25 protein-coding genes are annotated in these 26220 nt (G+C 71.0%); 16 read left to right on the top strand and 9 right to left on the bottom strand.

All coding sequences use genetic code 11. The features are described 5' to 3' along the window. Positions 1 to 77 precede the first annotated feature (77 nt). The 4 genes from P3X83_RS02140 (at position 78) to P3X83_RS02155 (ending at position 3242) form a co-directional block, all read left to right on the top strand. Positions 78 to 1424, top strand: coding sequence for an AAA family ATPase (locus tag P3X83_RS02140; protein WP_277302751.1), 1347 nt, complete (start codon positions 78 to 80; stop codon positions 1422 to 1424). Next, the gene (locus P3X83_RS02145; protein ID WP_277302752.1) at positions 1411 to 1965 is read left to right on the top strand and encodes a hypothetical protein; all 555 of its coding nucleotides are present in this window, start codon (positions 1411 to 1413) and stop codon (positions 1963 to 1965) included. Before P3X83_RS02140 ends, P3X83_RS02145 begins: the two co-directional genes overlap by 14 nt. A 279-nt stretch (positions 1966 to 2244) precedes the next feature. Then, entirely contained in the window at positions 2245 to 2580 is a 336-nt protein-coding gene (locus P3X83_RS02150) for a hypothetical protein (protein WP_277302753.1), read from the top strand. Between the two features lie 65 nt (positions 2581 to 2645). Then, positions 2646 to 3242, top strand: coding sequence for a hypothetical protein (locus P3X83_RS02155; protein WP_277302754.1), 597 nt, complete (start codon positions 2646 to 2648; stop codon positions 3240 to 3242). Here P3X83_RS02155 and P3X83_RS02160 read toward each other — a convergent pair. After that, the gene (locus P3X83_RS02160; protein WP_277302755.1) at positions 3214 to 3594 is read right to left on the bottom strand and encodes a hypothetical protein; all 381 of its coding nucleotides are present in this window, start codon (positions 3592 to 3594) and stop codon (positions 3214 to 3216) included. The two genes, P3X83_RS02155 and P3X83_RS02160, sit on opposite strands and share 29 nt — an antisense overlap. Before the next feature lie 147 nt (positions 3595 to 3741). Between P3X83_RS02160 and P3X83_RS02165 the strand changes: the two genes are divergently transcribed. Beyond that, on the top strand, positions 3742 to 4080 hold the full coding sequence (locus P3X83_RS02165; RefSeq protein ID WP_277302756.1) for a hypothetical protein: 339 nt from the start codon (positions 3742 to 3744) through the stop codon (positions 4078 to 4080). A gap of 39 nt (positions 4081 to 4119) precedes the next feature. Here the strand turns inward: P3X83_RS02165 and P3X83_RS02170 are convergent, their stop codons facing one another. Together P3X83_RS02170 and P3X83_RS02175 are read right to left on the bottom strand one after the other, a co-directional pair. Then, positions 4120 to 4704, bottom strand: coding sequence for a TetR/AcrR family transcriptional regulator (locus tag P3X83_RS02170; RefSeq protein WP_277302757.1), 585 nt, complete (start codon positions 4702 to 4704; stop codon positions 4120 to 4122). Positions 4705 to 4797: 93 nt separating this feature from the next. Beyond that, positions 4798 to 6057 carry a cytochrome P450 gene (locus P3X83_RS02175; RefSeq protein WP_277302758.1) on the bottom strand — a complete coding sequence of 420 codons (1260 nt, stop codon included), beginning with the start codon at positions 6055 to 6057 and terminating at the stop codon, positions 4798 to 4800. A gap of 177 nt (positions 6058 to 6234) precedes the next feature. Between P3X83_RS02175 and P3X83_RS02180 the strand changes: the two genes are divergently transcribed. Further along, positions 6235 to 6990, top strand: coding sequence for a DUF998 domain-containing protein (locus tag P3X83_RS02180; RefSeq protein WP_277302759.1), 756 nt, complete (start codon positions 6235 to 6237; stop codon positions 6988 to 6990). 470 nt (positions 6991 to 7460) lie between these two features. Next, the gene (locus P3X83_RS02185; RefSeq protein ID WP_277302760.1) at positions 7461 to 8312 is read left to right on the top strand and encodes a maleylpyruvate isomerase N-terminal domain-containing protein; all 852 of its coding nucleotides are present in this window, start codon (positions 7461 to 7463) and stop codon (positions 8310 to 8312) included. A gap of 121 nt (positions 8313 to 8433) precedes the next feature. Here the strand turns inward: P3X83_RS02185 and P3X83_RS02190 are convergent, their stop codons facing one another. Then, positions 8434 to 8802 (bottom strand): VOC family protein, encoded by a 369-nt coding sequence (locus tag P3X83_RS02190; protein ID WP_277302761.1) that lies wholly within the window; start codon positions 8800 to 8802, stop codon positions 8434 to 8436. An 83-nt stretch (positions 8803 to 8885) separates the two neighbouring features. Here P3X83_RS02190 and P3X83_RS02195 point away from each other — a divergent pair, with 83 nt between their 5' ends. Then, positions 8886 to 9611 (top strand): hypothetical protein, encoded by a 726-nt coding sequence (locus tag P3X83_RS02195; RefSeq protein WP_277302762.1) that lies wholly within the window; start codon positions 8886 to 8888, stop codon positions 9609 to 9611. Beyond that, positions 9611 to 9883 (top strand): hypothetical protein, encoded by a 273-nt coding sequence (locus P3X83_RS02200; protein ID WP_277302763.1) that lies wholly within the window; start codon positions 9611 to 9613, stop codon positions 9881 to 9883. The genes P3X83_RS02195 and P3X83_RS02200 overlap by 1 nt, the downstream gene beginning before the upstream one ends. On the opposite strand, the gene P3X83_RS02205 is transcribed toward P3X83_RS02200, so the two are convergent. Next, positions 9884 to 11395: a DUF885 family protein gene (locus P3X83_RS02205; protein WP_277302764.1), complete on the bottom strand. Its 1512-nt coding sequence runs from the start codon at positions 11393 to 11395 to the stop codon at positions 9884 to 9886. Positions 11396 to 11411: 16 nt separating this feature from the next. Further along, positions 11412 to 12794 carry a pyridoxal-dependent decarboxylase gene (locus P3X83_RS02210; protein WP_277302765.1) on the bottom strand — a complete coding sequence of 461 codons (1383 nt, stop codon included), beginning with the start codon at positions 12792 to 12794 and terminating at the stop codon, positions 11412 to 11414. Positions 12795 to 12857: 63 nt separating this feature from the next. Between P3X83_RS02210 and P3X83_RS02215 the strand changes: the two genes are divergently transcribed. After that, positions 12858 to 13322: an Lrp/AsnC family transcriptional regulator gene (locus P3X83_RS02215; RefSeq protein WP_277302766.1), complete on the top strand. Its 465-nt coding sequence runs from the start codon at positions 12858 to 12860 to the stop codon at positions 13320 to 13322. Between the two features lie 3 nt (positions 13323 to 13325). Here P3X83_RS02215 and P3X83_RS02220 read toward each other — a convergent pair whose 3' ends face one another. Further along, entirely contained in the window at positions 13326 to 13799 is a 474-nt protein-coding gene (locus P3X83_RS02220; RefSeq protein WP_277302767.1) for an NUDIX domain-containing protein, read from the bottom strand. A 66-nt stretch (positions 13800 to 13865) separates the two neighbouring features. Here P3X83_RS02220 and P3X83_RS02225 point away from each other — a divergent pair, with 66 nt between their 5' ends. From P3X83_RS02225 to P3X83_RS02235, 3 genes are all read left to right on the top strand, one after another. Further along, entirely contained in the window at positions 13866 to 16034 is a 2169-nt protein-coding gene (locus tag P3X83_RS02225) for a beta-propeller domain-containing protein (RefSeq protein WP_277302768.1), read from the top strand. A 115-nt stretch (positions 16035 to 16149) separates the two neighbouring features. Next, the gene (locus tag P3X83_RS02230) at positions 16150 to 19071 is read left to right on the top strand and encodes a M36 family metallopeptidase (protein WP_277302769.1); all 2922 of its coding nucleotides are present in this window, start codon (positions 16150 to 16152) and stop codon (positions 19069 to 19071) included. A 224-nt stretch (positions 19072 to 19295) separates the two neighbouring features. After that, positions 19296 to 20546: a S8 family peptidase gene (locus tag P3X83_RS02235; protein ID WP_277302770.1), complete on the top strand. Its 1251-nt coding sequence runs from the start codon at positions 19296 to 19298 to the stop codon at positions 20544 to 20546. Positions 20547 to 20565: 19 nt separating this feature from the next. Here P3X83_RS02235 and P3X83_RS02240 read toward each other — a convergent pair whose 3' ends face one another. Together P3X83_RS02240 and P3X83_RS02245 are read right to left on the bottom strand one after the other, a co-directional pair. Next, on the bottom strand, positions 20566 to 22293 hold the full coding sequence (locus P3X83_RS02240; protein ID WP_277302771.1) for a glycerol-3-phosphate dehydrogenase/oxidase: 1728 nt from the start codon (positions 22291 to 22293) through the stop codon (positions 20566 to 20568). 58 nt (positions 22294 to 22351) lie between these two features. After that, positions 22352 to 23134 carry a DeoR/GlpR family DNA-binding transcription regulator gene (locus P3X83_RS02245; RefSeq protein WP_277302772.1) on the bottom strand — a complete coding sequence of 261 codons (783 nt, stop codon included), beginning with the start codon at positions 23132 to 23134 and terminating at the stop codon, positions 22352 to 22354. A 131-nt stretch (positions 23135 to 23265) separates the two neighbouring features. On the opposite strand from P3X83_RS02245, the gene P3X83_RS02250 reads away from it, so the two are divergent. From P3X83_RS02250 to P3X83_RS02260, 3 genes are read left to right on the top strand one after another with little or no spacing between them, the layout of a single operon-like run. After that, positions 23266 to 24162: an SIS domain-containing protein gene (locus tag P3X83_RS02250; RefSeq protein ID WP_277302773.1), complete on the top strand. Its 897-nt coding sequence runs from the start codon at positions 23266 to 23268 to the stop codon at positions 24160 to 24162. Beyond that, entirely contained in the window at positions 24159 to 25301 is a 1143-nt protein-coding gene (gene nagA / locus P3X83_RS02255) for an N-acetylglucosamine-6-phosphate deacetylase (protein ID WP_277302774.1), read from the top strand. Before P3X83_RS02250 ends, nagA begins: the two co-directional genes overlap by 4 nt. Further along, a complete protein-coding gene (locus P3X83_RS02260; RefSeq protein WP_277302775.1) occupies positions 25298 to 26212 on the top strand; it encodes a 1-phosphofructokinase family hexose kinase in 915 nt (304 codons plus the stop codon). Before nagA ends, P3X83_RS02260 begins: the two co-directional genes overlap by 4 nt. The last annotated feature ends 8 nt before the right edge of the window (positions 26213 to 26220 follow it).

The raw sequence follows: 26220 nt of genomic DNA on the forward strand, positions 1-26220 counted from the left end.
TGCTGAACTACAGATGCGGTTCTACCGCTGTGCGGCGCGGATATCCTCGATGTTCAATCCAATGGTCAGGCAATAGAATGCTGGTTCGCGGGCTTACGATAGAAAATATAAAAGGATTCGGCGAGAAGGCGGGCAGGGTTTCTCTCAGTTTCGATCGGGACGATGGGAGTCTGCCTCGCTGGATCGTTATCGCCGGTCGCAATGGAGCAGGCAAGTCGTCATTTCTCCAGGCGATAGCCCTTGCCATCGCAGGCCCCTCGGTGGCGCGAACACTCCGCGAAACGTACGCGGACTGGATTCGAGAAGGCGCCGGCGAGGGGCACGCGACGGTGCATCTAAAGTTCTCGGACGTCGATGCCTTCGCGCCCGGCCGGAAACCGAATTTCGACCCCCGGGCAGGTCTCAAATGGATTCGACAGGACGAAGGACCCGAGCCTGCGATTGCAATGGCCCCTGTCAAGAAGAGTGAATCATCGACCCCCGGGCGTGGCCCTTGGGCCGCCAATCCGCAAGGCTGGTTCCTTGCCGGATACGGGCCTTTTCGTCGCCTATCGCTGGCACCCACTGAGGCCCAACGCCTGATGATGACGCCTGGACGCCCTGCCGGGCTTGCCAGTCTCTTTCGAGAGGAGGCGTCGCTCTCCGAATCCGTCCTCTGGCTTCAACAGCTCTACCTGCGCCGACTGGAAGGCTCTCAGGATGCCCACGCAGTCGAAAATGCGGTCCTGAAGCTGTTGGATGACGGCCTTCTCCCCGAGGGAATGCGGGTCGAAAAGGTGACCTCCGAAGGCCTTTGGGTGACGACGCCGGATGGAATCTCCCTTCCTCTGCGCTCGCTGAGTGATGGCTATCGCACAGTAGCGGCTCTGGTTCTCGACCTGGTCAAGAAACTGTATTCGGTATATGGCGATCTCAAGGAAATCGAGGGCGAGGCGATAGCCTTCGGACATGAAGGCGTTGTCTTGATCGATGAAATCGACGTGCACCTGCATGTGACCTGGCAGCAGAGAATAGGCTTTTGGCTCAAAGATCACTTCCCTAATCTCCAGTTCATCGTCAGTACACACAGTCCGTTCATCTGCCAGGCGGCCGATGACAGGGGACTGGTCCGGCTCTCTGCGCCAGGGGAAAACAACGGTGCTCGCATCGTGGAGGGCGAGCTGTTCAATCGAGTGGTGAACGGCACCGCCGATGACGCGGTCCTCACCGACCTCTTCGGCCTGGAAACGCCGTACTCCACGAAGACCATGGCGTTGCGCAGCGAAGCCGCCACGCTGGAGAAGAAGGCGGTAGCGGAGAGCATTTCCTCCACAGAAAAGGCTCGCCTTAAGGACATCAAGTCCAAACTGCCTCGCACACCCTCATCCGATGTCGCGGATGCCCTAAATCAACTAACGCTGAGCTTCGACGATGCAGAAGATTGAAAGACTATCCCTTGAGGATGCCACAGTTCAGAAGCTTGCCGATCTCACGCAGCGTGTGCGCACAGCAAGCAACCCGGGTAGCGAGGCACGCGATCAGTGGGTGAAGCTCGACAGAGAGCTGCGGAGAAAAATTCAGGCGGTACTACAAGATATGAGCACCGGGCTCAAGCGGTGCATGTACTGCGAGGATAGCGAAGGCACAGACATAGAGCACTTCTGGCCAAAATCCACTTATCCGCTCATGGCGTTCGATTGGCTCAACTATTTATTGGCATGCACTCGCTGCAACAGTAACTACAAGCGTGCTCGATTCCCACTGGACGGCCAGGGAATGCCGTTGCCCATTGATCCCACAACCGACGATCCGGCCGACCACCTGCAGCTCACTCCAACCACCGGCATATACGTGGAACTGGATGTGAAGGGCGAGAACACCATTGATATCTGCGGACTGAACCGAGATGTTTGCGTAGCCGGTAGGACCAACGCGTGGACGGCCATTGAGGTCCTCATCCCCGCTTACGGTCCCGAGCTTCTCTAGCAAGGAGATGAATCGGGCTTGCTTTACGTTCGGCGCGTTCGCCGTCACCAGCAGACGGCCACGTCCGGGCGCTCGACGACCGGCCCCACGCCCGGGCCATCGCGCCTCGCCGTTCAGGTCCCGCGTAGCCCCGGCCCGGCGTGGAGCTCACCCTCCACGCCGGGCCGGGGTCCGCGGCATCCTCCATGATCTACGCCATGCCCGAGAGAGGCCCCTCTACACACATCGGGCAGATCATTTTCGTGCGACATTCACCGAGAGAGGCCGACCTTGGACCCCATGGCCCTGAGCCGCTTCCACGAGCTCGCCGAGGCCGCCGACGCGCGGCGGCCACTGGAACCAGGCGAACTGCACGAGGTCGGGGCGCTGCTGAGCGAGGTGCTCCAGGCCGCCGCGACGTTGGCCGGGCATGTCACCGCGGAGACCGCGAGGTTCGCGAAGCGCGAGGATCTGCGCGACACCACCGGCGCCCCGGATCCGCGGGCGCGGCTCGCCGAGGTGCGCACCCGCATGGACCTGCTGGCCGCCTTCCTCCGCAAGGCCGACCAGCACGCCCGCCGTTCCCACGCGGCCATCGGTCACATCGTGACGACCACCGCCCCCGCCGCGGACTGACCACACCCGGAGGAAACGGGCGATTCACCGCGAACCTTTGCCTCCGCCGACGCATCCACTTCAGAGTGAACAGAATCCAGCGCGACCTCGCCCTATCGGCCGTCTCCCTCCTGTCGGCCGGGGCGCTCGCCGCGTCGCCCGCCCACGCCGCCGCCTCACCCGACAGCACCTACTGCCCCACCCCGTCCAAGGCGGAGTTCAGGAAGGCCAAGTACAACGAGCCGGAACACCCGCCGCGCGGGGCCGCCGCCGTCAAGGGGCTCCGCGTCGGCCACATCCCGAAGGGCTTCTTCCAGGGTCACGTGACCGCCGCCAAGCACGACGGCATGACCGAGTACGGCTATCGCTGGACCGACGGACGCGACGACGTCGATCGCGAGCACCGGTCCCTGTGGGTGCGGGTGGCCTGCTGGCCGGGCGCGAACAAGCCGACCCGGCTGAAGAACGTCCCCTTCGAGATCGGCCGGTTCCAGTCCGACGCGAAGACCAGGCGGATCGGCGGTCGCAGGGTGCTCACCCAGCGGGCCGACGGCGCACTGGGCCACGGGCGCTACGTCGGATGGGTCGAGCGAAAGGGAATCGTGATCACCGTGCTGGTGAGCGACCCGGTCGTGCCAAGGCTCGGCGAGATCGTCAGGGGGATCCGCCTGGCGAACCGCTGACGGCCCGCGCCCCGGTGCCGCCGGTGCTGGTGCCGCTGATGCCGGTTCGGCCGGTGCCGGTTCGGCCGGTGCCGGTTCGGCCGAACGCGCCCCACCGCGCGTGGAAGAGTCCCATCAGCAGCACGCCGGACGCGCCCGCCGCCAGCGCCCAGTCGGGCGCGCGGTCCGGGTGCGCCCACCGCACGCACAACACGGTCAGCACCAGGCCAGCCCATCCGGCGACGACGTTGATCACCGGAGAGTCCCCGAAGACGGTCGGGTACCGCTCCCCGGTGATGCCCCGGACGAAATGCGGGACGCTGTTCGCGCCGATGAGCCCGGCGAGAAAAGCGAGAAGTACCGTCTGTCCCATGTCCCGAACATAGGTCGATCAAGGGGCCGGGCCGGGGTGCTGCACGGTCTCCGCACGATCCCTCCCCATATCCGTCAGCCCCGTTACGCTGGAGTGCGTGCGACCCGGACGACGGATCAGGATCAGACGACGGAGGCGTGGAGGCACATGAGCGATGCCGATCCGCACATCCACGTCGAGCAGAAGGTGATGCAGGCCGGTGCCGCCTACCGGAACCTGATCGTGTCGTTGCTGGGCCGGGTGCCCGACTCGCCGAGCGTTGTCACCACCGGCTGCGGCCTCCAGGTCCCTTACGCGATGACCTCGTCCCGCCCGGAGAGCGTCACCTGCCTCGCCTGCCGCGAGCACGCCCACCGCGAGCACCTGCGCTTCGCCGACATGGTGGAACGCCTGAGCCGGATGCCCGGCAGCGCCATCCCCGGCGACCAGGCCGCCGAGGCCGTCCGGGGCGCGCGCGAGCGCGCCCAGCGCTTCTCCAGCGAGTAGGCGAGCCGGCCGCCCCCAGGCCGAGTCGCTACCGGGCCGCTACCGAGCCGGCGCGAGCCAGTGCCGGCCGAGGTCGCGGACGGCCGCCTGCCAGGCCTCCGGTTCCGCCCCGGCCGCGATCGCGTCGGCCACCCCGTGCAGGACGGTGAACAGCATCGTGGCCGCGATCTGCGGGTCGATCCGGCGGAACGCGCCGTCGTCCATGCCCCGGCGCAGCGCCTTGGCGATGGCGTCGATGACGGCCTGCCGTCCCTCGTCCACGGGCATGTGCGTGGGGTGGAAGACGGCGGCGTGCAGGCCGCCGGGCCGGGAGATCATCTCGACGGCCGCCGTGCACTCGGCGTCGATGGTGGCCCACCAGTCGATCGGCTCGGTGGACTCGGCGAGCTGGTGGAACCGGTCCACGTAGCCGCGCAGCACGCGTTCCCGCACGGCGGCCAGCATGTCATCCCATGAGGAGAAATAGACGTAGAAAGTGCCCTTGGCGGCGTCGGCCTCGGTCGTGACGGCCTGGACCCAGTTGGTCACTTCCTGCCCGGAGTCCAGGAGCCGGATGGCGGCGTCGATGAGTTCACCGCGCCTGGCCTCGGGAGTGAGGCGGCGCCGGCTCCTGGGGACGATCATCGCATCAGGGTAGCCGACCGTCCGGCTCACGCCGGGCGTCGCGCTCCGCCGCCACCGTCACCGTCGCCGTCACCGTCACCGTCACCGCCACCGTCACCGGATCACGCCCGAGTGGGCGACGCGCAGCTCGCTGACCCCGCGCAGGTTGATGTGCTCCCGATACGGCGGCGGGTCGGCGAGCAGCCTCGGCTCCCGGACCCGGCGCGCGAACGCGCCCAGCGCCAGCCGTCCCTCCAGGCGGGCCAGCGGCGCGCCGAGACAGAAGTGCGCCCCGAACCCGAACCCCAGATGCCGCACCTGCTCGCGTGCCGGGTCGAACCGGTCTGGGTCCGGATTCGCCTCGGGGTCCCGGTGCGCGGCGGCCAGCACGAGCATGACCAGCTTGTTCTCGGGCACCGTCACCCCCCCGACGCTCATCTCCTCCTTGGTGACCCGGACGGTGAGCTGCACGGGCGGGTCGTAGCGCAGGGTCTCCTCGACCACCGCGGACGCCGTCCCGGGGTCGGCGCGCAGGGCGTCGAGATGGACGGGGTTGCGCAGCAGCGCCAGCACGCCGTTGGCGATCAGGTTCACCGTCGTCTCGTGCCCGGCGACCAGCAGCAGCACGATCGTGGTGACCAGCTCGTCGTGGCTGAGCGCGTCACCGCCGTCCTCGGCGGCGATCAGCTCGGAGATCATGTCGTCCCCCCGCGGGCTCCTGCGCCGCTCGGCCACCAGCTCGTTGACATACCGGTGCATGTCGAGCATGCCGGCCGCCCACTCGGGGGTCTCGCCGTTCCCATCCTCGGGCCTGGAGAACCCGTCGAGCAGCCGGGTGAGCTGGGAGGACCACCGGTGGAACAGCCCGTCGTCGGCCTCCGGCACCCCCAGCATGCGGCAGATGACCGTCACGGGCAGCGGATAGGCCAGCCCGGACACCACGTCGAACGTGTCGCCGTCGGCCACGCGGTCGAGGAACCCGTCCACGAGTCCCGCGACGGAGTCCTCCATCCGAGCGACGGCCCGCGCGGTGAACGCGCTGCTCACCAGCCGCCGCAGCCGGGTGTGATCCGGAGCGTCCATGGACAGGAACCACGGCTGCCGCACGGACGACGGCGCGTCCGGAGGATAGGGATCGGCCCCCGATTCGGCCTGGAAGAACCGCCACCGCTCGGCGCTCAGCCGGGGATCGCGCAGCAGCGCCTCACAGTCGCGGTAGTTCGTCACCACCAGCGAGGACAGCTCGTCGATCCAGACGGGCCCACGCGCCCGGAACTCCGCGTAGATCGAGTACGGATCGACTCTGGCCGACGGTTCGAGCAACTTACCGACGAGCTGAATCCCGGACGCCTCGGCATCGGTCGCGACGGACATCTGCCCCCCTATGGGTGTGCGGTAGCTATTGACCTAAGGTCATTAATACTGACCCAAGGTCAATATGTCAACGGCGTCCGGAATCGCCCAGGCGATGCGCTTGTCAGCCTGGGTTGACAAATCCGGCTTTGTCAACTCAGACTGACAAACCTTCGGCGACACCCCCTCGGAGGACCCATGTCCAAGGCCCCACTCCTCTGCGGCCTGGCCACCGGCCCGTTGTTCCTGGTCAGCGTCCTGATCCAGGGCGCCACCCGCGACGGCTACGACCCGACGCGCCACCCGGTCAGCTCCCTCGCCCTCGGCGAGCACGGCTGGATGCAGACCGCCACATTCCTCATCGCCGGCCTGCTGACCGCCGCGTTCGCCATCGGACTCCGACGGACCCTGCCCCGGGGAACCGTCCGGCTGTGGGGCCCGCTGCTCATCGGCTCATGGGGGATCGGCCTCATCGGCGCGGGCCTGTTAAGCACGGACCCGGTCAGCGGCTACCCGCCCGGCACCCCGAACCTGCTCCCCGCCTACGGCAGCACCCACGCGGCCCTGCACGACGGCGTATCCCTCGTCACCTTCGTCGCGATCACGACCGTCTGCATGACCTTCACCCGCCGGTTCGTCCTCGACCGCAGGTGGGGCTGGGCGCTGTACACGGCAGGATGCACCCACTCTCGGGAAACGCCGGGCACATGGCCCCGGCCGCGCACGGGCGTCGGCGTTCAGGGGGCGTGCCGTACACGGTGGGAGCACTGGACGGTAACGGGCGTGCCGTCACGGGTCAGCCCGCGGGGAAGACGGCGAGAAGAGAGTGGCGCACGCCGCGCACGGGTGGGGGTGTGCGCGGCGTGCGCCGCACCGGGGCGGCGTGGGGCCGTCCACGGCGGGTCCGGTTGTGCTGACGCTGCGGTCAGGTCAGGCGCACAGGTCGACGTATGAGCGGGGCTGGGACGCGACGATCCCCTCGGTGCCCGCGATCTCCAGCCGCCACCGCCCGCTCTCCCCCGTCGGCGCCGTCCAGGGGTACCAGACGGTGCGCGGGTCCGTCGGCGGTGACCTGCACTGTGGCGACGAAGGCGGCGGACGGCGAGCAGAGGCCGGTGTAGGACACGGGCACGACCCCCGCGGGCGTCACCGAGACCCCCGGACCACCACTAGCCGGGGCCGCGCCGGCCGGCGACGTCACGGTCGCCGCCAGGAGAGCACTCCGCAAGCGCATGTCTCGTCCTTTCGATCACATCGAACGGGACGATAGTGATATGCCGCGTTTGGAACTCACTTGGAGGTCACCTGGATGCCCAAACCGGGCAGGATAGAACCACACCAAGTCGGGACGGAAGGTAAGGGACCGGTTACCGATTGAACGGGAAAATCTTCATCCCTTATCCGGATGCGAGCGAACCTCCGATATGAACCCCTTCCGGCGCAGGTCCGAGTTGCTGGCCGCGGTGCGCGGCTCGGCCCGAAGACCCGCCTCCACCGTCCCCCCATACGCCGCGCCGTACGCGAGCCGCGTGGCCGCCCTCGACGTGCTGCTCGCCGCCCTCCCCCCGCCCGCGTGGACGGCCACGGTCGTCCACGGCTGGACCCCGCTCCAACTGGTCGGGCACCTCATGGCCGTGGACGGCCTGCTGGCCGCGGCGATCGGCGCGCCCGTCACCGGCCCGCCCCTGTCCGCCGACGACCCGGAGGCGAGAACCGACGAGGTGCTCGCCCTCCAGGCGTCGCAGACCAGGGACGAGGCGCTCGCCCGCTGGCGGGAGCAGGCGGCGGCGCTCTGTGAACGCCTGAACTCGGGCGAGGTGGCCGAGCGGGACCGGGTCACGTCGGAGGGCGTCCCGATGCGGCTGCGCGACCACATCACCGTCCGGGCGTTCGAGACGTGGATCCACAGCACGGACATCGGGGCCGCCGTCCAGGAGCCGAAGCTGCCGCTCCCGGTGCCGGATCACGTGCACGCGCTGTCCGGCCTGGGCTGCCAGTGGCTGCCGCTGGCCATGCAGATAGCCCACGGGGACGCCGTCCCCCACCGTTCGGTGCGGGTGACGCTCACCGGCGACGGCGGCGGCACCCGCCTGATCCATCTCGGCCCGGAGCCGGTCGAGCCGTGCGCCGATGTCGAGATGGACGTGATCGACTTCTGTTTCCTGTTCGGCGACCGCCTGCCGCCGGAGGAGATCGAAGCCACGGTCTCGGGCGACGCCGGACTCGCCCGCGACCTCATCGCGGCCGCCCCCAACCCCGCCCGGCTACGCCGCTGACCCAAAGAAGCCCCTGCCAAAGGAAGCTGCCAAAGGAAGCCACTGCCCCAAAGGAAAACCCGCTGTTCCAAGGGGAAGACCCGCACACCGTCCCACGATCCGCCCCCCACCGGGCCGGACCTCACTCGTGGGCGGTGTCGATCACGCAGAACCGGTTCCCCTCGGTGTCGGCGAGCACCACGAAGTCAGGATTGTCCGGATACCGATCCCACTTCACCCGGCTCGCGCCGAGGGAGATCAGCCGTTCCACCTCGGCGGCCTGCTCAGCCGCGTCGGCCGCGTAGAGATCGAGGTGAACGCGCGGTTCCTCCTGCAAGGGCGTCTCGCTGAGCCCGAGGGCCAGCCCGAACCCCCGCCCGTCCGGCGGAACCAGCACCGCCCAATCGGCGTCCATCTCCTCGCGGAGCACGTAGCCGAGCGCCGTGGTCCAGAACTCCACGGCTCGGGGCACGTCCTCGACGCCCATGACGACCGTTCCGATTCGCAACATGCCCGCAAGTCTCACAGATCAGCGGTGTCACCGACTTCCCGGATACCGACGACAAAGCCCCGGCTCTTGGGTTAAGAGGAAGCATGGCGACGAACGTGGTGAGCGAGGCACCGCCCGCGCACGATCCGACCGGCCCCGTCACGGCTGACGGCGCGGCGCTGGTCGCCCGGGGCCGCTACCGCGCGGCCGACAAGGCGTTCCGCCGCGACCTCGCGGCGCTCCCCGAGGCGGCGCGGCCCGATCACTGCGTGGCGGTGGCGGAGCTGTGGCGCGCGCAGGAGGCGGGTCACCGGGGGCTGCCGTATCTCGCGCAGGCGCTGGAGATCGACCCCGACCACGAGGGCGCGCTGCGCGCCCTCGTGGACTGCCTGTCCGGCCCGTATCGGGCGGGCGAGGCGATCACGGCGGCCCGCGAGGCCCTCGCCCGCCGTCCCGGCGACGTCGGGCTGATGGTGCGGCTGTCGGAGCTGCTCGGCGCTGACCAGAGGCGCGGCGCGGCCGTGCAGGTCGCGGCCGAGGCGTTCGGCCTGGCCCCGGGCGATCCCGCCGTCCGCATGCGGTACGGCGTGGCGCTGCTCGACATGCACCGACACGCCGAGGCCTCCGCCGGAAGGGAGACGAGCGTGAGGCCGAGTCTCTGGCCCACGACCTCGCCCACCGCCATCCCGACACCGTGGACGAACTGTTCGACCTGGCGACCGAGCACGCGGAGAAGGGCCGCCACCGCGACGCGACGCGCATCCTGCGCACCATCGCGCACAGCCCGGCCGGGGAACGCGCGCGGGCGGCGGGCCGGGCGGTCGCCGTGATGGGCATCCCGATCGTGTGCGTGGTGGCGGCGCGGCCGATTTTCGCCCTGGACGCCGCCACCTACCGGACGGCGCTGCTGGTCGCCGCCGGGTGGGCGGTGCTCTACCTGCTGCTGGCGCTGGACCCCGCGCCGCGCGACAAGATCGACACAGCGCGGAGCCTGCTCACCAGCGCGCCGGGCAGCCCGAGTACCCCGAGCGGCCCCACTGAACGGGCCGCCCCGCGCGACGACCACCGCACGCCGAACCGCCCGCCGCCCGAAGGCGCCTGACTACGCGTCGTTGAGCGCGTGGGACAGCAGCCCGAGCGGCGGCGCGCCCAGGTCGAGCATGGCCTTGTGGAAGCGGTGCGGGCTGAAACCCGTCCCCCAGGCGGACCTGGCCTGTTCCCGCAGGTCCAGGATGGCCAGTTTGCCCAGCGTGTAACGGCCGTAGGTGGGGTCGTAGGCGGCGCGGGACGCCTCGGCCAGCGCCGCAGGCCCGGCCAGATGGGTGTCGGCGACGAACCGGCGCGCGCCGTCCTCGACCGTCATCGCGCCCGTGTGGACGCCGACCGCGCACGCCAGCCGGGTCACCCTGACCAGCGCCTCCAGCCACACGCCGATCTCGAACCGGGGGTCGTCGGCCTCGAAGCCCTCCTCCACGCACAGCTCCTCGGCGTAGTGGGCCCAGCCCTCGATGAACGCCGAGGACTGCAGCACCCGGCGGACCGGGGAGGGCGCGTTGCGCAGCGCCCGGCCGTGGGAGAAGTGGCCGGGGGCGACCTCGTGCACGGTGATGCCCGGCAGCGTGGTGTCGCTGAAGACCTCCAGCCACTCCTCGATGTCGGCCTCCGGCCAGGCCGGGTCGGGCGGGGTGATGTGGTACCAGGACGGGCCCTCGGGCTCGCCCGGCGCGGCCCAGCTCATCATGGCCATCGCCCAGCGGCGCGACTCGGGTGACAGGCCGACCCGGCACTCGCCGTCGGCGTAGGGGACGAGGTTCCGTTCCCGGGTGAAGGCGATGGACTTCTCCGTCCAGTGCCGGGCCGCCTCGATCACGCCGTCGCCGTCGGGGTGCTGCCTGACCAGCTCCCTGGTGAGGTCGAGGGGGTCGCGGTCGGGCTGCCCGTAACGGGCGCAGGCGTCGGCGAGCCGGGCCATCAGGCGGTCGCGTTCGGCGTCGGCGCGCCGGGCCAGGTCTTCTACAACCACCTCGATGCCGTCGTAGGCGCCCATCAGGGCGACCAGGCCGTCCGCGCCGAGCGAGGCGTCCGGGTCGCCTTCTGCGGCGGCCCGCTCGACGTGGGCGACCAGCCGGGCGTGGGCCTTGAGCGCGGGCTCGTCGTTGATCCCGGCGGCCAGGCCCCGGACGGCCCCGAGCAGCGCCTTGGCCACGGGCGCGCTGAGCAGGTCGAGGGAGGCGATCGAGCCGTCGATCGCGTCCGGCCACCGGGCCAGGTGGGCCCGCCTGGCCTCGGCCCGCTCCTCCGCCGGGGCGTACTCGCGGTCGTAGCAGGCGAGGTCCAGGTTGTTCAGGTGGTCCATCAGGTTGCGGCGGTGGAGCTGGAGACGGCCGAACCGCGCCCGCGCGGCCTCCTCGAACACCTGTAGGTGCGCGGCGTCGTAGGGGTCGTCGGGGAGCGGGCCGGCGCCGAGTGCGGCGAGCCCGGCCCGCACTCCCTCGGGTGAGAGGTCCTGCGTCGTCCCGTCGTACTCGTGGCGTCCGGCGGATTCCCTCACATCGGCCATGTCCAGATCGCAGACGGCGCGCAGCCTGCCGTCCACTCTGTCGAGTTCGCTCATGATCCGAAGGTAGCGGTCATGCCCCGGCGCGGGCCACGGCGTCCAGCAGGGCGGCGAGGGTCTTGTCATCGGTGGCCGGGGACATCACGGTGGCCCGCAGGTGGCGCACGCCGCCGATCTCCACCGAGGTCAGGTGGAAGGTCCCCGCGTCCATCAGGCGGCCGCGGATGGCCGTCTGGTCGGTGTCCGGGCCGCCGTAGCGGAAGCACAGGATGTTGCTCTCCGGCTCGTAGGGGCACGTGAAGCCGGGACGTTCGGCGGCCAGCTCCCACAGGCGGTGCGCGGTCGCGTAGCGGGCGGCGACGTGCTCGCCCAGGCCGCGCTCGCCGTGCCAGGCCAAGTTCAGGAAGATCTTCAGGCCGAGTTCGCTCTTGGAGCACTCCACGGTGCGGCCGATGGTGTCGAAGCCCCGGTCGCCGTAGAAGAGATAGCTGGCCTCCTGGTGGAAGGCCCGGTCGAGGTCGGCCTCGCGGCGCACCAGCACGGCGGCGGCGAGGCTTGAGGTGCCGAGCATCTTGTGGGCGTCCCAGATGATCGAGTCAGCGGTGCCGATGCCGTCGAGCAGCGCGCGATGGGCGGGGCTGAGCAGCGCGGAGGCCCCGTGCGCACCGTCCACGTGGAACCAGATGCCGTGCTCGCGGCAGAACGCGCCGACGGCGCGCAGGTCGTCGTAGAGGCCGGTGGCGGTGGCGCAGGCCCCGGCGGCGAGCGCCATGGGGCGCCGCCCGGCGGCCCGCGCGCGGTCCAGGGCGGCGGGCAGCCGGTCGGGCAGGATCCGGCCGAGCGGATCGGTCTCCAGCGGGACGACGGCGTCCTCGCCGAGGCCGAGGATGGCGGCGGCCCTGGTCAGCGAGTAGTGCGCGGACGGCGGTGCCAGCAGCGCGAGGTCGCCCGGCGCACCCGAGACCCACGCTTGCGGCGCGGCGGCGGCCCGCGCCGCCAACAGCGCGGTGAGGTTGGCCAGCGAGCCGCCGTGGGTGAGCACCCCGCCTCCCCCGTCGGCCAGGCCGACCCGTTCCAGCATCCAGCGGATCACCGCGAACTCCACGGTGGCGGCGGAGGCGCCCATCTCGTAGACGGCCATCGGGTTGTTGGTCGCGCCGTGCACGAAGTCGCCGAGCGCGGCGGGGAAGAACGGCGCGGCGACCTGATGCCCCAGGTAGGCGGGATGGTGCAGGCGGGTGCCCTCGGCCAGGTACGCGTCGAGGAAATCGCGGTAGGTGTCGCGGGTCATGCCGCCCTCGCGGATCCAGCGGTCAAGCCCGAGTCGTACGGCCAGCTCCACCGGCGGCCTGCTGCTGAGCACCGGGGGGAGTCCGGCCTGGCTCTCTTCGACGTAGGCGGCGAGCGTGTCCACGGTGTGGTGCGCCGCCCCGGCGAACTCATCGATGTTCCACACAGCCTGAATAATGGCTACAGATACGGAAATTTCATAGTTCCGCCGAATCAGAAGGCATACCGTATGGCTTCCCCCGAACTCGATTCGATCGACAGGGCCATTCTGGACGCGCTCCAGAAGGACGCACGCCTGCCCAACAAGGACCTCGCCGCCCGCCTCGGCGTCGCGCCGTCCACCGCGCTGGAACGGGTGCGCTCGCTGCGCCGCCGGGGCGTGATCACCGGCTTCCGGGCCGAGGTGGACAGCACCGCCCTCGGCCGTCCGCTGCACGCCCTGCTCGCGCTGAAGGTCCGGCCGCACACCAGCCAGATCGTCGAACCGCTGCGGGCCTTCGTGCTGAGCCTGCCGGACACCATCACGTTCTTCCACATCGCCGGCCCCGACGACTTCCTGGCGCACGTCGCCGTGCCGGACGCGGAGTACCTGCACCGGCTCATCCTGGAGCAGTTCCTGGTGCGCCCAGAGATCGTGCACCTGCAGACCACGCTGATCTTCCGGACCGAGTCGCAGCCGATCCGGCGGCCGTGAGCGTCAGCGTCGCGAGGCACGCCACCAGGCGTACATGTCCGGCACCGCGATGCCGGTCCAGGCGGGACGGCGCAGGCCGTCGAGTTCGTTCTCGGCCAGGAACCGGGCGTCGCCGATCTCCTCCTGGTCGGGCACGAGCGTGCCGCCGATCACCCAGCAGCCGTAGACGGTGATCACGTAGGAGACCTTGTCACCGTTGGGGTAGACGACGCGGAACTCCGGCCCGCCGTACGCGCCGATCAGGTCGCGCACCTCGATCTCCAGGCCGGTCTCCTCGCGGATCTCGCGGACGGCGGCGTCGCGGGGGTGCTCGTCCGGCTCGATGATGCCGCCGGGCGGGGCCCAGATGCCCTGGTGGTGGGAGGCGAACAGCAGACGGCCGTCGTCGTCGAAGACGGCCGCGCACACGGAGGGCAGTACGACCAGCGCGTTGCCGACATGGGCCCGCAGATCGGCGAGGAACTCGGGGATGGCCATATCGCCCAACCCTACGTTCCTGAACCGGCCGCCGCCCGCATCCGTCGTAGGGGCATGAGGTCATCGATGCGTACGGCGGGCTTGATCGCCCTTCTCGCGGCGGCCTGCGCCGCCTGCTCTCCCGGCACCACCGGCTCCCCATCCAAGCCGGCCGCCGGCGAGGAAGCCGGTACGGGAACCGTCGCCCTCGGCAACGTGCGCCTGGTCTCCTACTCGAACTGCGACGACATGCTGAACGAGCTGCGGATCAAGACCGAGCGGAACGTCGGCCCGTGGGGCTTCGGCCCGGTCTACCGAATGGACGTCCGCGCCGTCGAGGACAGCGCCGAGAAGCTGAGCACCCAATCGTCGGTCGGCACCGGCGACTCCGGATATTCGACGACCAACGTGCACGAGGCCGGGGTGGACGAACCCGACCAGGTCAAGACCGACGGCAAGCGGATCATCACGGTCAGCGGCGGCGTGCTGCGGGTGGTGGACGCCGCGACCCGCAAGGTCACCGGCAGCCTGTCGCTGACGTCGAAGGACATGGCCTACGCCCCGGCCGACCTGCTCCTGTACGGCGACCGGGCGCTGGTCCAGTTCCCCTCGGTCCCGCTGACCCGCTTCGGCGGCCGGGCCACGCGCCCGGAGGCCGTGGGCTCGCGCTACGTGCTGGTGGACCTCTCCGGCTCCACCCCGAAGAACCTGGGCACGCTCACCGCGCGGGGCACCCACATCGACTCCCGGATGGTCGGCTCGAAGGTGCGGCTGGTGGTCAGCAGCCGTCCGGACATCGCGGTGCCCGAGCCCCCGGTCGATCCCAGCCGGGAGCCGACCGACGAGGAGCGGACCGAGCGCATGCGCCAGGCGGTGCGCGAGGCCCCCATCGAGGCGTGGCTGCCGCAGTACGAGGTCACCGGCCCGGACGGCAAGCCCCAGGCCGACCAGCAGGCCAAGCAGGTGGACTGCGAACAGGTCAGCCACCCCGACGACTACAGCGGCACGACGATGCTCACCGTGCACACCCTGGACCTCGCCGGCCCTGAGCCGAGCCTGGTGCCCGACCGGCCGATCAGCGTGACCGCCGACGGCGACACCGTCTACGGCACCGGCAAGAGCCTCTACGTGACCAGCAACCCGACCTGGTCGATGCCGATCCCGATCGACCCGCCGCCGAACGTGCGCGAGAACCCGTCGGACCCGCCGACCGTCTCGCCGAGCGCGCCTCCCACGCCCACGCTGACGCCGTTCGAGCCCCCGGTGAAGTCCTCCGAGCCGGTCGCGCCCAAGGTGGAGCCCACCATCGACGAGCCGTCGGTGTCGATCGGCGGAGACGCGAACGGCGGGGTCCAGCCGGGCGTCCTGCCCGCCAAGCCGGTCGTCCCGACCTCGTCGTCCGCGCCGCCCGGCAAGACCGAGATCCACCGCTTCGACATCAGCGCGGACGGGCCGCCGCGCTATGTCGGCTCCGGCGCGGTGCCGGGGGTGCTGCTGAACCAGTACTCGATGTCGGAGCACGAGGGCTACCTGCGGATCGCCACCACGGTCATGACGGGCGACAAGAGCGAGAGCGGCGTGTACGTGCTCGACGCCGGGTCGCTGGCCCAGAAGGGCTCGGTCACCGGTCTGGGCAAGACCGAGCGGATCTACGCGGTTCGCTTCATCGGCCCGGTCGGGTACGTGGTGACCTTCCGGCAGACCGACCCGCTCTACACGCTCGATCTGCGCGACCCGGCCGCGCCGAAGGTCACCGGCGAGCTGAAGATCACCGGCTACTCGGCCTACCTGCACCCGGCGGGCGACGGCCTGCTGATCGGCGTGGGCCAGGAGGCGTCGGAGGAGGGCAGGCGGCTGGGCACCCAGGTCTCGCTGTTCGACGTGAGCGACCCGGCCGCGCCGCGCAGGCTGGCGCAGTTGCTGCGGGAGAAGACCGACACCGAGGCGGAGTGGGACGCCCACGCGTTCCTGTACTGGCCGAAGACGGGCATGGCGGTGCTGCCGCTGACCTCGCACACCCGCTCGGAGGGCCCCGCGAGCGAGGCGATGGTCCTGAAGATCGCTGAGAGCCGGATCAGCGAGACCGGACGGGTGTCGCACCCGAAGCCGAAGGCCAAGCGGGGATTCGCACCGGTCGATGAGAATATTCGGCGCTCGCTGGTCATCGGTGACACATTGTGGACAATGTCCGGCGCGGGACTCAAGGCGAGCAACGCCGCCACCCTCGCTGACCAGGGGTGGGTGCCCTTCAACTGAGCGTCTTACACCGCATTACAATGATCTAGCACACTTTACAAGGTCTTGTAATGATCGGTGGGCGGTGTTACCACTTGCGCAGGCCAACGGCGCCTTCACCCGCGCAGGAGGATTCGTGTCAAGAACCGCCCGACCCTGGTTACGCGCGACTCTGCTCGCCGCGACCGGCGTGGCACTCGCAATGTCCACCACCACGACGGCTCTCGGCGAACAGGGCGCACCGGTCCCGCGCGTCCTCGACTTCCAGGCGGAGGAACACGCCAAGCCGGACCTAGACAACCGGCGCGGCACGGTCGCCCCGCCCGCCATGCTGCGGGCGCGGTCCGATGTCTCGATCCGGTGGAACTCGCTCGGCACCCCGGCCGTCGTCACCGGGCGGACCCCGCTGGCCGAAGGCCTGGGCGCCGATCCGGAACGGGCCGCCCGCGCCTACCTGCGCGCCAACGAGGCCATGTTCGGCCTGTCGGCGGCGGGGGTGGACGCGCTGGAGAAGGTCGCGGCCAACCCGATCGGGGAGGGGCACGCGGTGCTGCTGCGGCAGCGCTTCGGCGACCTGCCGTCCGGGGTGGACGGCCTGGTCGCCGTGGGCGTCCACGACGGCAAGGTGGTCCACGTGACCTCCACGCTGTCCCGTGAGACCGGCGCGCCGCCCGCCGCCAGGATCGCCGAACGGCAGGCCGTCGAGGCCGCCGCCCGCGACGGCGGCATCGACCTGGCGAAGGCCACCGTCAACCGGGTCGCCAAGGTCGCCGTGCCCGCCCCCGACGGCGTGCACAGCGCCTACCAGGTCACGCTGACCGGCGGCGTGGAGGGCGAGGCCGCGGCCGTCACCACCCACGTGGACGCGGTCACCGGCGAGGTCCTGGTCCGAGAGAACCTGGTGGACCACGCGTGGAGCTCGCAGAGCCCCGACGACCCGCGCTGGAAGGTCTTCCCGGCCAACCCGCCCGCCGACTACTCGGCCAAGGACACCCGCAAGACCTGGTGCCTGCGCCCCGGTCCCGGCTGTCAGTTCGTGGCCGGGGGCGACCCCGCCACCGGCAAGGCGTGGGACGTGAACCACACCACCGGCGAGCCGTCCGGCACCAGCCTGGGCAACGCGGCCCGCACCTTCGAGAAGCGCGACACCGGCGACGACTTCGCGGTGGGCACCCGGCCCAACGTGGCCACGCCGAGCCGCGACTACTTCTACCCGTGGAAGAACGCCTGGTACACCGCCAAGTGCGACCCGGCGGCGCTGGACCAGCCGGGCGAGGCCGACCTCGAACCGGCGATCTCCAACCTGCACGCGATGCACAACCGCATGCACGACTGGAGTTACCGGCTGGGCTTCACCGAGACCGCGTGGAACATGCAGTCCGACAACGGCGCCCGGGGCGGCCTCGGCAACGACCCCGAGCAGGGCAACGCCCAGGCCGGTGCGCGGGTGCTGTCGGTGCGCGACAACGCCAACCAGATCACCTACCCCGACGGCATCGCGCCGATCACCAACATGTTCCTCTGGCAGCCCATCGCCGGGGCGTTCTACGCGCCCTGCGTGGACGGCGACTACGACATGTCGGTGATCGGGCACGAGTACACCCACGCGATCTCCGGCCGCATGATCGGCGGCCCGAACGCCGGGTGGAGCGGGGCCCAGGCGGGCGCGATGAACGAGAGCACCTCCGACCTGTTCGCCATGGAGTACCTGTCCCAGTACGGCTTCCGCCCGGCGGGCGACACGCCGTACGTGATCGGCGGGTACGTGACCGGCGACCACAAGGCGGGCATCCGCAACTACGACATGTCCCGCTCCCCGCTGAACTACAGCGACCTCGGCTACGACCTGGTCGGCTCGCAGGTGCACGCCGACGGCGAGATCTGGACCGCCACCCAGTACGACGTGCGCCAGGCGTTCCTGGACCGGTACGGCGAGGGCTCGCCCACCACCCGGCGCCTGTGCGCCGACGGCAAGCTCCCGCTGGACCAGTGCCCCGGCAACCGCCGCTGGGCGCAGGTCTCCTTCGACGCCCTGCTGCTGATGGCCTCCGGCGCGGTGAGCTACGTGGACCACCGTGACGCCCTGCTGGCCGCCGACGCCATCCGTTTCGGCGGCAAGAACCAGGACATCATGTGGAACGCCTTCGCCGAGCACGGCCTGGGCGAGGGCGCGGCCAGCAACGGGCCGGGCGACGCGGAGGCCACCCCGAGCTTCGCCTCGCCGCGCGCCGACAACGCGAAGATCACGTTCCGCCCCGACGGTGACGCCACCGGCGCTTCGGCGCGGCTGTACGTGGGCGACTACGAGGGCCGCGTGGTGCCGATCGCCGACACCGACCCGGCGACCCCGCTCGGCGACACCTTCGAGATCGTCCCCGGCAGGTACTCGTTCGTGGCGGTGGGCGCGGGCTTCGGCCACACCCGCGTGTCGGAGAACATCCGCAAGGGACAGGACCGCACGCTGACGGTCCGGCTCGACCGCAACGTGGCGTCGGCGGCGCTGGGCGCGACCGCGTCCGGCGACGGCGTCAACCACGCCAAGCTGATCGACGAGACCGAGGCGACCAACTGGGCCTCGCTGAGCGGCGCGGTGGCGGGCCGGTCGGTGACCGTGGACCTGGCCGGCGACCAGCCCGCCAAGGTGCGCAGGGTCCAGGTCAGCGCGATGCTCCGCCCCAACGTGGGCGACACCGCCGACCCCGGCGGGCAGAACCGGTTCAGCGCGCTGCGGTCGTTCGAGGTGCTGGCCTGCAACGCCGCCGCGGGCCGGAACTGCGCCGACCCGACGGCCTACACCTCGATCTACAAGAGCCGGTCCGACGCCTTCGCGACCCGGCTGCCGCGCCCGCGCGGCGCCGACCTGCTGATCAAGTCGTTCGACGTCAAGCAGACGGCGGCGACCCACCTGATCCTGCGGGTGGGCAGCAGCCAGTGCACCGGCAACCCGCTCTACCTGGGCGAGCAGGACGCCGACCCGAACTCGGCCACCGACTGCGCGACCGCGAGCGCCACCCGCGAGCAGGTCAGGGCCGCGGAGTTCCAGGCGTTCACCCGATGAGCACCCGATGAGCACCCCCATGAGCGCCGCCTGAAATGTACGGCCCGCGCGGCAGCCGGTCGCGCGGGCCGTACCACTCGGCTCCTCCGGGACGGCTCGGCTACTCCTGGACGGCAAAATCCACCAAAAACTGGGTCGGCGGTGCGAGGCGGTACATCATCGGGGCTGCCCCAATGATGAGCCTGATCCCTATGTGTGATCTTCCAAGGGGCCATCGCCGCCTCATGTTCCTCACCGTGCTGCTGCTCGCGTTGTTCGCCGCCGCGCCGAGCGCGGTGATCGCGGCCACTGACCCGATCGAGGAGACCGACCGCTACATCGTGGTGCTGCGGCCCAGCGTGTTCAGCGCGGACGCCGTCGCGGACGACCACGTCAAGGCGCACAGCGGCCGGCTCGTCGGCGTCTACCGGCACGCGTTCACCGGCTACACCGCCGCCTTCACCCCCGCCGCCGCCGACGAGGTGCGCCGGCTGCCCAACGTGGTCAGCGTGGAGCGCGACGCCCGGGTGGTCGCGTTCGACCAGGCGGTGCCGACCGGGATCCGCCGGGTCTTCGCCCCGCAGAACCCCAACCTGAGCATCAACGGCGTGGACGACCGGCGCATCAACACCGACATCGCCGTCGTGGACACCGGCGTGGACGCCGGGCACCCTGACCTCAACGTGGTGTCGCGGACCGACTGCACCAGCGGAGTGTGCCGCGACGGCGCGGGCACCGACGGCAACGGCCACGGCACCCACGTGGCCGGGATCGCGGGCGCCCTGGACAACGGGATCGGCGTGGTGGGGATGGCCCCCGGCGCGCGGATCCACTCGGTGCGGGTGCTGGACGACGAGGGCGCCGGGTCGCTGTCCGGGATGGCCGCGGGCATGGACTGGGTGGCCAGGAACGCGGCCACCATCGAGATCGCCAACCTCAGCCTGGGCTGCGAGAACTGCGCCAGCAACGCGATCAACACGGCCATCGCCAACGCGGTGAACCGGGGCGTGGTGGTCGTGGCCGCCGCGGGCAACGGCAGCACCGACGCGGCGGGCTTCTTCCCGGCCAGCCATCCCGACGTGATCACCGTCTCGGCGCTCAACGACATCGACGGCCTGCCGGGCGGGCGGGGCGGCGACCGGCCGGCCTGCCGTCCCGACACCGACCGCGACGACACGCTCGCCACGACCTCCAACTACGGCCGGACGATCGAGCTGACCGCCCCCGGCGTGTGCATCAACTCCACGTGGCCGGGCGGCGGGTACGCCATGCTGACCGGTACGTCCATGGCCACACCGCACGTCAGCGGCGCGGCGGGGGTGCTCGCCGCCGGGTCGTTCAAGCCCACCGACCGGGCCGGGGTGATGGCGATCAGGCAGCGGCTGATCAGCACCGGGAACTCCGCGTGGACCGACGAGTCGCCCGACGGCGTCAAGGAGCCGCTGCTCGACGTGCACGACGCCACGCAGTTCCCGCTGCTGCGGGCGAACCGCTGAATCCCCGGTCGTCGACCGGCTAGCCCCAGTGCTCCGGGGCGGCCACCGGGACGATCTCGGGCGCTCCCAGGCGGATGGCGTCGGCCTCGTGGTCGGTGTCCTCCTCCTGGGAGGCCCGTTCGGCCTCGACCCGCTTGGTGTAGTACTCCACCTCGCGCCCGATCTGGTCGTCGTCCCAGCCCAGCGGCCCGGCGACCAGTTCGGCGGCCTCCTCGGCCACGGCCAGCCCCCGGTGGAAGGTCTCGATGGAGATGTGCGTACGGCGGGCCAGCACGTCGTCCAGGTGCCTCGCCCCCTCGTGCGTGGCCGCGTAGACGATCTCCGCCCGCAGGTAGTCGTCGGCCCCCGCGAGCGGCCCGGCCAGCGAGGGGTCCTCCTCGATCAGCGCCAGCACCTCCTCGGTCATCGAGCCGTACCGCTGAAGCAGGTGCTCGATGCGCGCCACGTGCAGGCCGGAGGAGCGGGCCAGCCGGTGCCGGGAGTTCCACAGCGCCTGGTAGCCCTCCGCCCCCGCCAGCGGCACCCGGTCGGTGCACGACGGCGGGACCCGCTGGTCGAGGCCGTGGACGACGGCGTCGACCGCATCCCGCGCCATCACCCGGTAGGTCGTGTACTTGCCGCCCGCGATCATCACCAGGCCGGGCACCGGATGCGCCACCACGTGCTCGCGCGACAGCTTGGAGGTCTCGTCGGACTCCCCGGCGAGCAGCGGGCGCAGCCCGGCGTAGACGCCCTCGACGTCGTCGCGGGTGAGCGGCACCGAAAGGACCGCGTTGACGTGGTCGAGCACGTAGTCGATGTCGGACCGCGAGGCGGCCGGGTGGGCCTTGTCCAGCGACCACACGGTGTCGGTTGTGCCGATGATCCAGTGGCGTCCCCACGGGATCACGAACAGCACGGACTTCTCGGTGCGCAGGATGATCCCGGTGTGGCAGTGGATGCGGTCGCGCGGCACCACCAGGTGCACGCCCTTGGACGCCCGGACGTGGATCTGCCCGCGCCCGCCGACCAGCCCCTGGATGTCGTCGGTCCAGACGCCGGTGGCGTTGACCACCTGGCGCGCGTGGACGTCGAGTTCGGTGCCGCCCTCCAGGTCGCGCACGCGCACGCCGGTGACCCGCTCGCCCTCCCGCAGGAAGCCCACGACCTGGGCGCGGGAGGCGACGTGCGCGCCGTAGGAGGCGGCGGTGCGGAGCATGGTCATCACGTAACGGGCGTCGTCCACCTGGGCGTCCCAGTACTGCACGGCCCCGGTGAAGGAGGCCCTGCGCAGCGCCGGGGCCAGCCGCAGCGCGCGCTTGCGCGACAGGTGACGGTGGCCGGGCACGCCCCGGGTGAAGCCGAAGGAGAAGCCGAGGCTGTCGTAGAGGGCCAGGCCCGCGCCGACGTAGGGGCGTTCCCACGCGTAGTGGGTGAGCGGCATCAGGAACGGCACCGGCCGCACCAGGTGCGGGGCCACCCGCTGCATCAGCAGGGCGCGCTCCTGGAGCGCCTCTCTGACCAGGTCGAAGTTGAGCTGTTCCAGATAGCGCAGTCCGCCGTGGATGAGTTTGGAGGAACGCGACGAGGTGCCGGAGGCGAAGTCGCGCGCCTCCAGCAGGCCGACGTTGAGCCCGCGCGTCGCGGCGTCGAGGGCGACGCCCGCGCCCACCACGCCGCCGCCGACCACGACGAGGTCGAGTTCCTGCTCCGCCATGTCCGCAAGGGCGGCCGATCGCTCGGCCGGGCCGAGTCTGGTCGTGCCCATCCGCGACTTCATTCCGCTCCCCCCTGAGCCGCCACCGGCCCTCAACCTCTTTCTACCCTCACGCCCTGATGACCTGCACTCCGGCCTCGGTGAAGGCCGCGACGGCCGCCTTGTCGGCGTTCGCGTCGGTGACCAGCACGTTGACCTCCTCGATCGGGCAGATCCGGGCGAACGCCCGGGTCCCGACCTTGGAGGAGTCGGCCACCACGACGACCTTCGCCGCCCTGCTCATCAGCAGGTGGTTGACGCTCGCCTCGCCCTCGTGGTGGGCGCTGGCGCCGGACTCCACGCTGATCGCGTTGACCCCGATGAAGGCGATGTCCAGGGCGACCTGTTCAAGCACGCCGGCCGCCAGCGGGCCGATCAGCTCGTAGGACTGCGGCCGGGCGACCCCGCCGGTGAGCACGATCTTGATGTGCTGGCGGACGGTCAGCTCGTTGGCGATGTTCAGCGCGTTGGTGACGATGGTGATCTGCGGTGCGGGGTCGGCGTTCAGGTCGGCGCGCGTGGCCAGCGACCTGGCCAGCTCCGACGTGGTGGTGCCGCCGTTCATGCCGACGATGGCCCCCGGCGTCACCAGCTCGGCCGCCTTCTCCGCGATGCGGTGCTTCTCCCCGGCGTGCCTGGCGGTCTTGTACCGCAGCGGGAGATCGTAGCTGACGCTCTGCGCGACGGCTCCGCCTCTGGTCCGCATGAGCATCTGCTGCTGCGCGAGCTGGTCGAAGTCGCGCCGGATGGTGGCGGTGGACACGTCGAGCGAGGCCGCCGCCTCCTCCACGCTCAAGCGTCCCTCCTGCGCGAGGAGTTCCAGAATCGCGTTCCAGCGTTCGTAGCGAGCCACCTGTGACCTCCCTCTCGGCTCTGATCACCAAAGCCTGGCACACCGCCACAGTCATCTAACCACCGATGCACAATATTGCTCGTTTCTGCTATATATAGAGCATAAAACGACGTATTCGGAGAGGCCCGCTCATGAGCACGCACACCGAGGCCGAGATCGCCTCCCAGCCCGACCTCTGGCGCCGGGCCGTGTCCACGCTCCCCGGGATCCCCGCGTCCGCGCTGCCCGCCCTGGGCGAGCGGGTCGCCGTGGTGGGCTGCGGCACCTCCTGGTTCATCGCCAAGGCGTACGCGGCGCTACGCGAGAGCGCCGGACAGGGCGAGACCGACGCGTTCGCCGCCTCCGAGACCCCCGCCGGGCGGGCCTACGACCGCGTGCTCGCGCTCACCCGATCCGGCACGACGACCGAGGTCCTGACGCTGCTCCGGGAGATCCGCGCGGCGAGCGGCGGGCCCGCGACCTCCGTGATCACCGCCGTCCCCGGCTCGCCGGTCACCGGCCTCGCCGACCACGTCGTCGTCCTCGACTACGCCGACGAGACCTCCGTGGTGCAGACCCGCTTCGCCACCACCCAGCTCACGCTGCTGCGCGCCCACCTGGGCGAAGACCTCGGCGGCGCGATCCACGACGCCGAGCGGGCCCTGGCCGAGCCGCTGCCGTCCGGGGCGGTCGACGCGGAGCAGTTCACCTTCCTCGGCCGCGGCTGGACCTTCGGGCTCGCCGAGGAGGCCGCGCTGAAGATGCGCGAGGCCGCCCGCTCGTGGACCGAGGCGTACCCGGCCATGGAATACCGGCACGGCCCGATCAGCATCGCGGGCCCCGGACGGATCACCTGGATGCTCGGGCAGGCCCCCCACGGCCTCGCCGCCGAGGTCGAGCGCACCGGCGGGGACTTCGTCTCAACCCCCGCCGATCCGCTGGCCGAGCTGGTACGAGTCCAGCGCACGGCCGTCGCCCGCGCCCATGCCCGCGGACTGGACCCCGACCACCCCCTCCACCTCACCCGATCTGTGATCCTTTCCTCATGAGCATCACACTCGCCGACGCCCGCCTCGTGACCCCCAGCGGAGTGCACCACGGCTGGCTGACCATCGAAGACGGCCGGATCACCCACGTGGGCCAGGGAGCCGCCCCCGGCAGCGGGCGCGGCCTCGGCGGCCGTCACGTCGTGCCGGGCTTCATCGACATCCACAACCATGGCGGCGCCGGCGGGTCCTTCCCGGAGGGCGACCCCGAAGGGGCGCGCCGCGCGGCCGAGTTCCACGCCCAGCACGGCACCACCACCACGATGGCCAGCCTGGTCAGCGGCGGGCTGGACAGCCTGGCGGCGGCGGCCTCCGCGCTCGCCGACCTGTGCGAGGACGGCCTGCTCGCCGGAATCCACTTCGAAGGCCCCTACATCTCGGCGGCCAGGTGCGGCGCGCACGACCCCGACCGGCTGCGCGCCCCCGACCGGGGCGAGTTCGCCGCACTGGTCAAGGCCGGGCGCGGGCACGTGCGGATGCTCACCATCGCGCCGGAGCTGCCGGGCGCGCTCGACGTGATCCGCGACGCCGTGGACGCCGGGGTGATCGCCGCCCTCGGGCACAGCGACGCCTCCTACGAGCAGACCATCGCGGGCATCGAGGCGGGGGGCACCGTCGCCACCCACCTCTACAACGCCATGCCGTCCCTGCACCACCGGGCGCCAGGGCCGATCGCCGCGCTGCTCCAGGACGACCGGGTCACCGTCGAGCTGATCAACGACGGCGTGCACTCGCATCCCGCCATGGTCAAACTGGCCTTCCAGGTGGCGGGCGCCGACCGCACCGCGCTGGTCACCGACGCGATGGCGGCCACCGGCATCGGCGACGGCGTCTACGAACTGGGCAGCATGCGGGTGCGCGTCGAGGACGGCGCGGCCCGGCTCGTCGAGGGCGGCTCCATCGCGGGCAGCACCCTCACCATGGACGTCGCGTTCGAGCGCGCCGTCCACCTGGCCGGGCTGTCGCTCGTCGAGGCCGCGCGGGTCACCGCGCTCACCCCGGCCCGCGTGCTCGGCCTGGAGTCGCGCGCCGGCTCCATCGAGGTCGGCAAGGACGCCGACCTTGTTGTGCTCTCCGACGACCTGAAGGTGGAGGCCGTGATGAGACACGGCACATGGATCATGGAACCACCCTCCGTATGACGATCCTCACCGTCACGCTGAACGCCGCCCTCGACGTCACCTACGAGGTCGAGGGCGCGGACTGGAACGGCGTCAACCGCGTCGGGGCCGTGCACCGCAGGGCGGGGGGCAAGGGCGTCAACGTCGCCAGGGTCCTCGCCGCCCTCGGGCACCCCGTGCTCCTCACCGGCCTGACCGGCGGCCCCACCGGCGCCCTCATCGAGGCCGACCTGACGGCCGCCGGGCTCCCCCACTCCTTCTCCCCCGTCCACGCCGCCTCGCGCACCACCCTCGCCGTCACCTCCTCGACGGGGACGGCCCTGTTCAACGAATCGGGCCCGGCGGTGGACGCCACCGAGGTCACCGCATTCCTGGAACGTTACGATCGCCTCCTCCGCACGGGGGCGGAGGCGGTCGTGATCTCCGGCAGCCTCCCGCCCGGACTGTCCGCCGACTTCTACGCGTCCCTGTGCAGCCGTGCGGGGGAAGCGGGCGTCCCCACCATCGTGGACGCCGACGGCGAGCCGCTCCGCCACGCCCCCGGCGGACGCCCGGCCATCCTCAAGCCCAACGCCGAAGAACTCACCCGCGCAGTCGGCACCATGGACGCCGTGGCGGGCGCGCGAGCGCTGCGAACGGCGGGAGCCGGAGCCGTCGTGGTCTCCCGGGGCGCCGACGGCCTGGTCGCGGTCACGCCGGACGGCGAGTGGACGGCCCGCATGCCGTACCCGGTGGCGGGCAACCCCACCGGCGCGGGCGACGCGTCAGTCGCCGGCCTCGCACTCGGCCTGGTCCAGGGAACCCCCTGGCCCACCCGCCTCCGCACAGCCGCCGCCCTCGGCGCCGCCGCCGTCGCCACCCACGTGGCCGGTGACATCGACCACCAGGTATTCGAGTCGATCCGCGACCAAATCCAAATCACCCCTCACTAGCCCCACTC

The organism is Spongiactinospora sp. TRM90649, from assembly GCF_029382225.1.
In the GTDB taxonomy this organism is placed as follows: Bacteria; Actinomycetota; Actinomycetes; order Streptosporangiales; family Streptosporangiaceae; genus Spongiactinospora.

What these genes read in the sequence shown, in the direction of transcription:
- P3X83_RS02185 (WP_277302760.1), top strand. Translation starts at nt 7,461, where the DNA reads ATGAACCCCTTCCGGCGCAGGTCCGAGTTGCTGGCCGCGGTGCGCGGC.
- P3X83_RS02140 (WP_277302751.1), top strand. Translation starts at nt 78, where the DNA reads ATGCTGGTTCGCGGGCTTACGATAGAAAATATAAAAGGATTCGGCGAG.
- P3X83_RS02190 (WP_277302761.1), bottom strand. Translation starts at nt 8,802, where the DNA reads ATGTTGCGAATCGGAACGGTCGTCATGGGCGTCGAGGACGTGCCCCGA.
- nagA (WP_277302774.1), top strand. Translation starts at nt 24,159, where the DNA reads ATGAGCATCACACTCGCCGACGCCCGCCTCGTGACCCCCAGCGGAGTG.
- P3X83_RS02160 (WP_277302755.1), bottom strand. Translation starts at nt 3,594, where the DNA reads ATGGGACAGACGGTACTTCTCGCTTTTCTCGCCGGGCTCATCGGCGCG.
- P3X83_RS02220 (WP_277302767.1), bottom strand. Translation starts at nt 13,799, where the DNA reads ATGGCCATCCCCGAGTTCCTCGCCGATCTGCGGGCCCATGTCGGCAAC.
- P3X83_RS02165 (WP_277302756.1), top strand. Translation starts at nt 3,742, where the DNA reads ATGAGCGATGCCGATCCGCACATCCACGTCGAGCAGAAGGTGATGCAG.
- P3X83_RS02145 (WP_277302752.1), top strand. Translation starts at nt 1,411, where the DNA reads ATGCAGAAGATTGAAAGACTATCCCTTGAGGATGCCACAGTTCAGAAG.
- P3X83_RS02170 (WP_277302757.1), bottom strand. Translation starts at nt 4,704, where the DNA reads ATGATCGTCCCCAGGAGCCGGCGCCGCCTCACTCCCGAGGCCAGGCGC.
- P3X83_RS02235 (WP_277302770.1), top strand. Translation starts at nt 19,296, where the DNA reads ATGTTCCTCACCGTGCTGCTGCTCGCGTTGTTCGCCGCCGCGCCGAGC.
- P3X83_RS02260 (WP_277302775.1), top strand. Translation starts at nt 25,298, where the DNA reads ATGACGATCCTCACCGTCACGCTGAACGCCGCCCTCGACGTCACCTAC.
- P3X83_RS02175 (WP_277302758.1), bottom strand. Translation starts at nt 6,057, where the DNA reads ATGTCCGTCGCGACCGATGCCGAGGCGTCCGGGATTCAGCTCGTCGGT.
- P3X83_RS02250 (WP_277302773.1), top strand. Translation starts at nt 23,266, where the DNA reads ATGAGCACGCACACCGAGGCCGAGATCGCCTCCCAGCCCGACCTCTGG.
- P3X83_RS02215 (WP_277302766.1), top strand. Translation starts at nt 12,858, where the DNA reads ATGGCTTCCCCCGAACTCGATTCGATCGACAGGGCCATTCTGGACGCG.
- P3X83_RS02200 (WP_277302763.1), top strand. Translation starts at nt 9,611, where the DNA reads ATGGGCATCCCGATCGTGTGCGTGGTGGCGGCGCGGCCGATTTTCGCC.
- P3X83_RS02205 (WP_277302764.1), bottom strand. Translation starts at nt 11,395, where the DNA reads ATGAGCGAACTCGACAGAGTGGACGGCAGGCTGCGCGCCGTCTGCGAT.
- P3X83_RS02225 (WP_277302768.1), top strand. Translation starts at nt 13,866, where the DNA reads ATGCGTACGGCGGGCTTGATCGCCCTTCTCGCGGCGGCCTGCGCCGCC.
- P3X83_RS02150 (WP_277302753.1), top strand. Translation starts at nt 2,245, where the DNA reads ATGGCCCTGAGCCGCTTCCACGAGCTCGCCGAGGCCGCCGACGCGCGG.
- P3X83_RS02180 (WP_277302759.1), top strand. Translation starts at nt 6,235, where the DNA reads ATGTCCAAGGCCCCACTCCTCTGCGGCCTGGCCACCGGCCCGTTGTTC.
- P3X83_RS02195 (WP_277302762.1), top strand. Translation starts at nt 8,886, where the DNA reads ATGGCGACGAACGTGGTGAGCGAGGCACCGCCCGCGCACGATCCGACC.
- P3X83_RS02240 (WP_277302771.1), bottom strand. Translation starts at nt 22,293, where the DNA reads ATGGGCACGACCAGACTCGGCCCGGCCGAGCGATCGGCCGCCCTTGCG.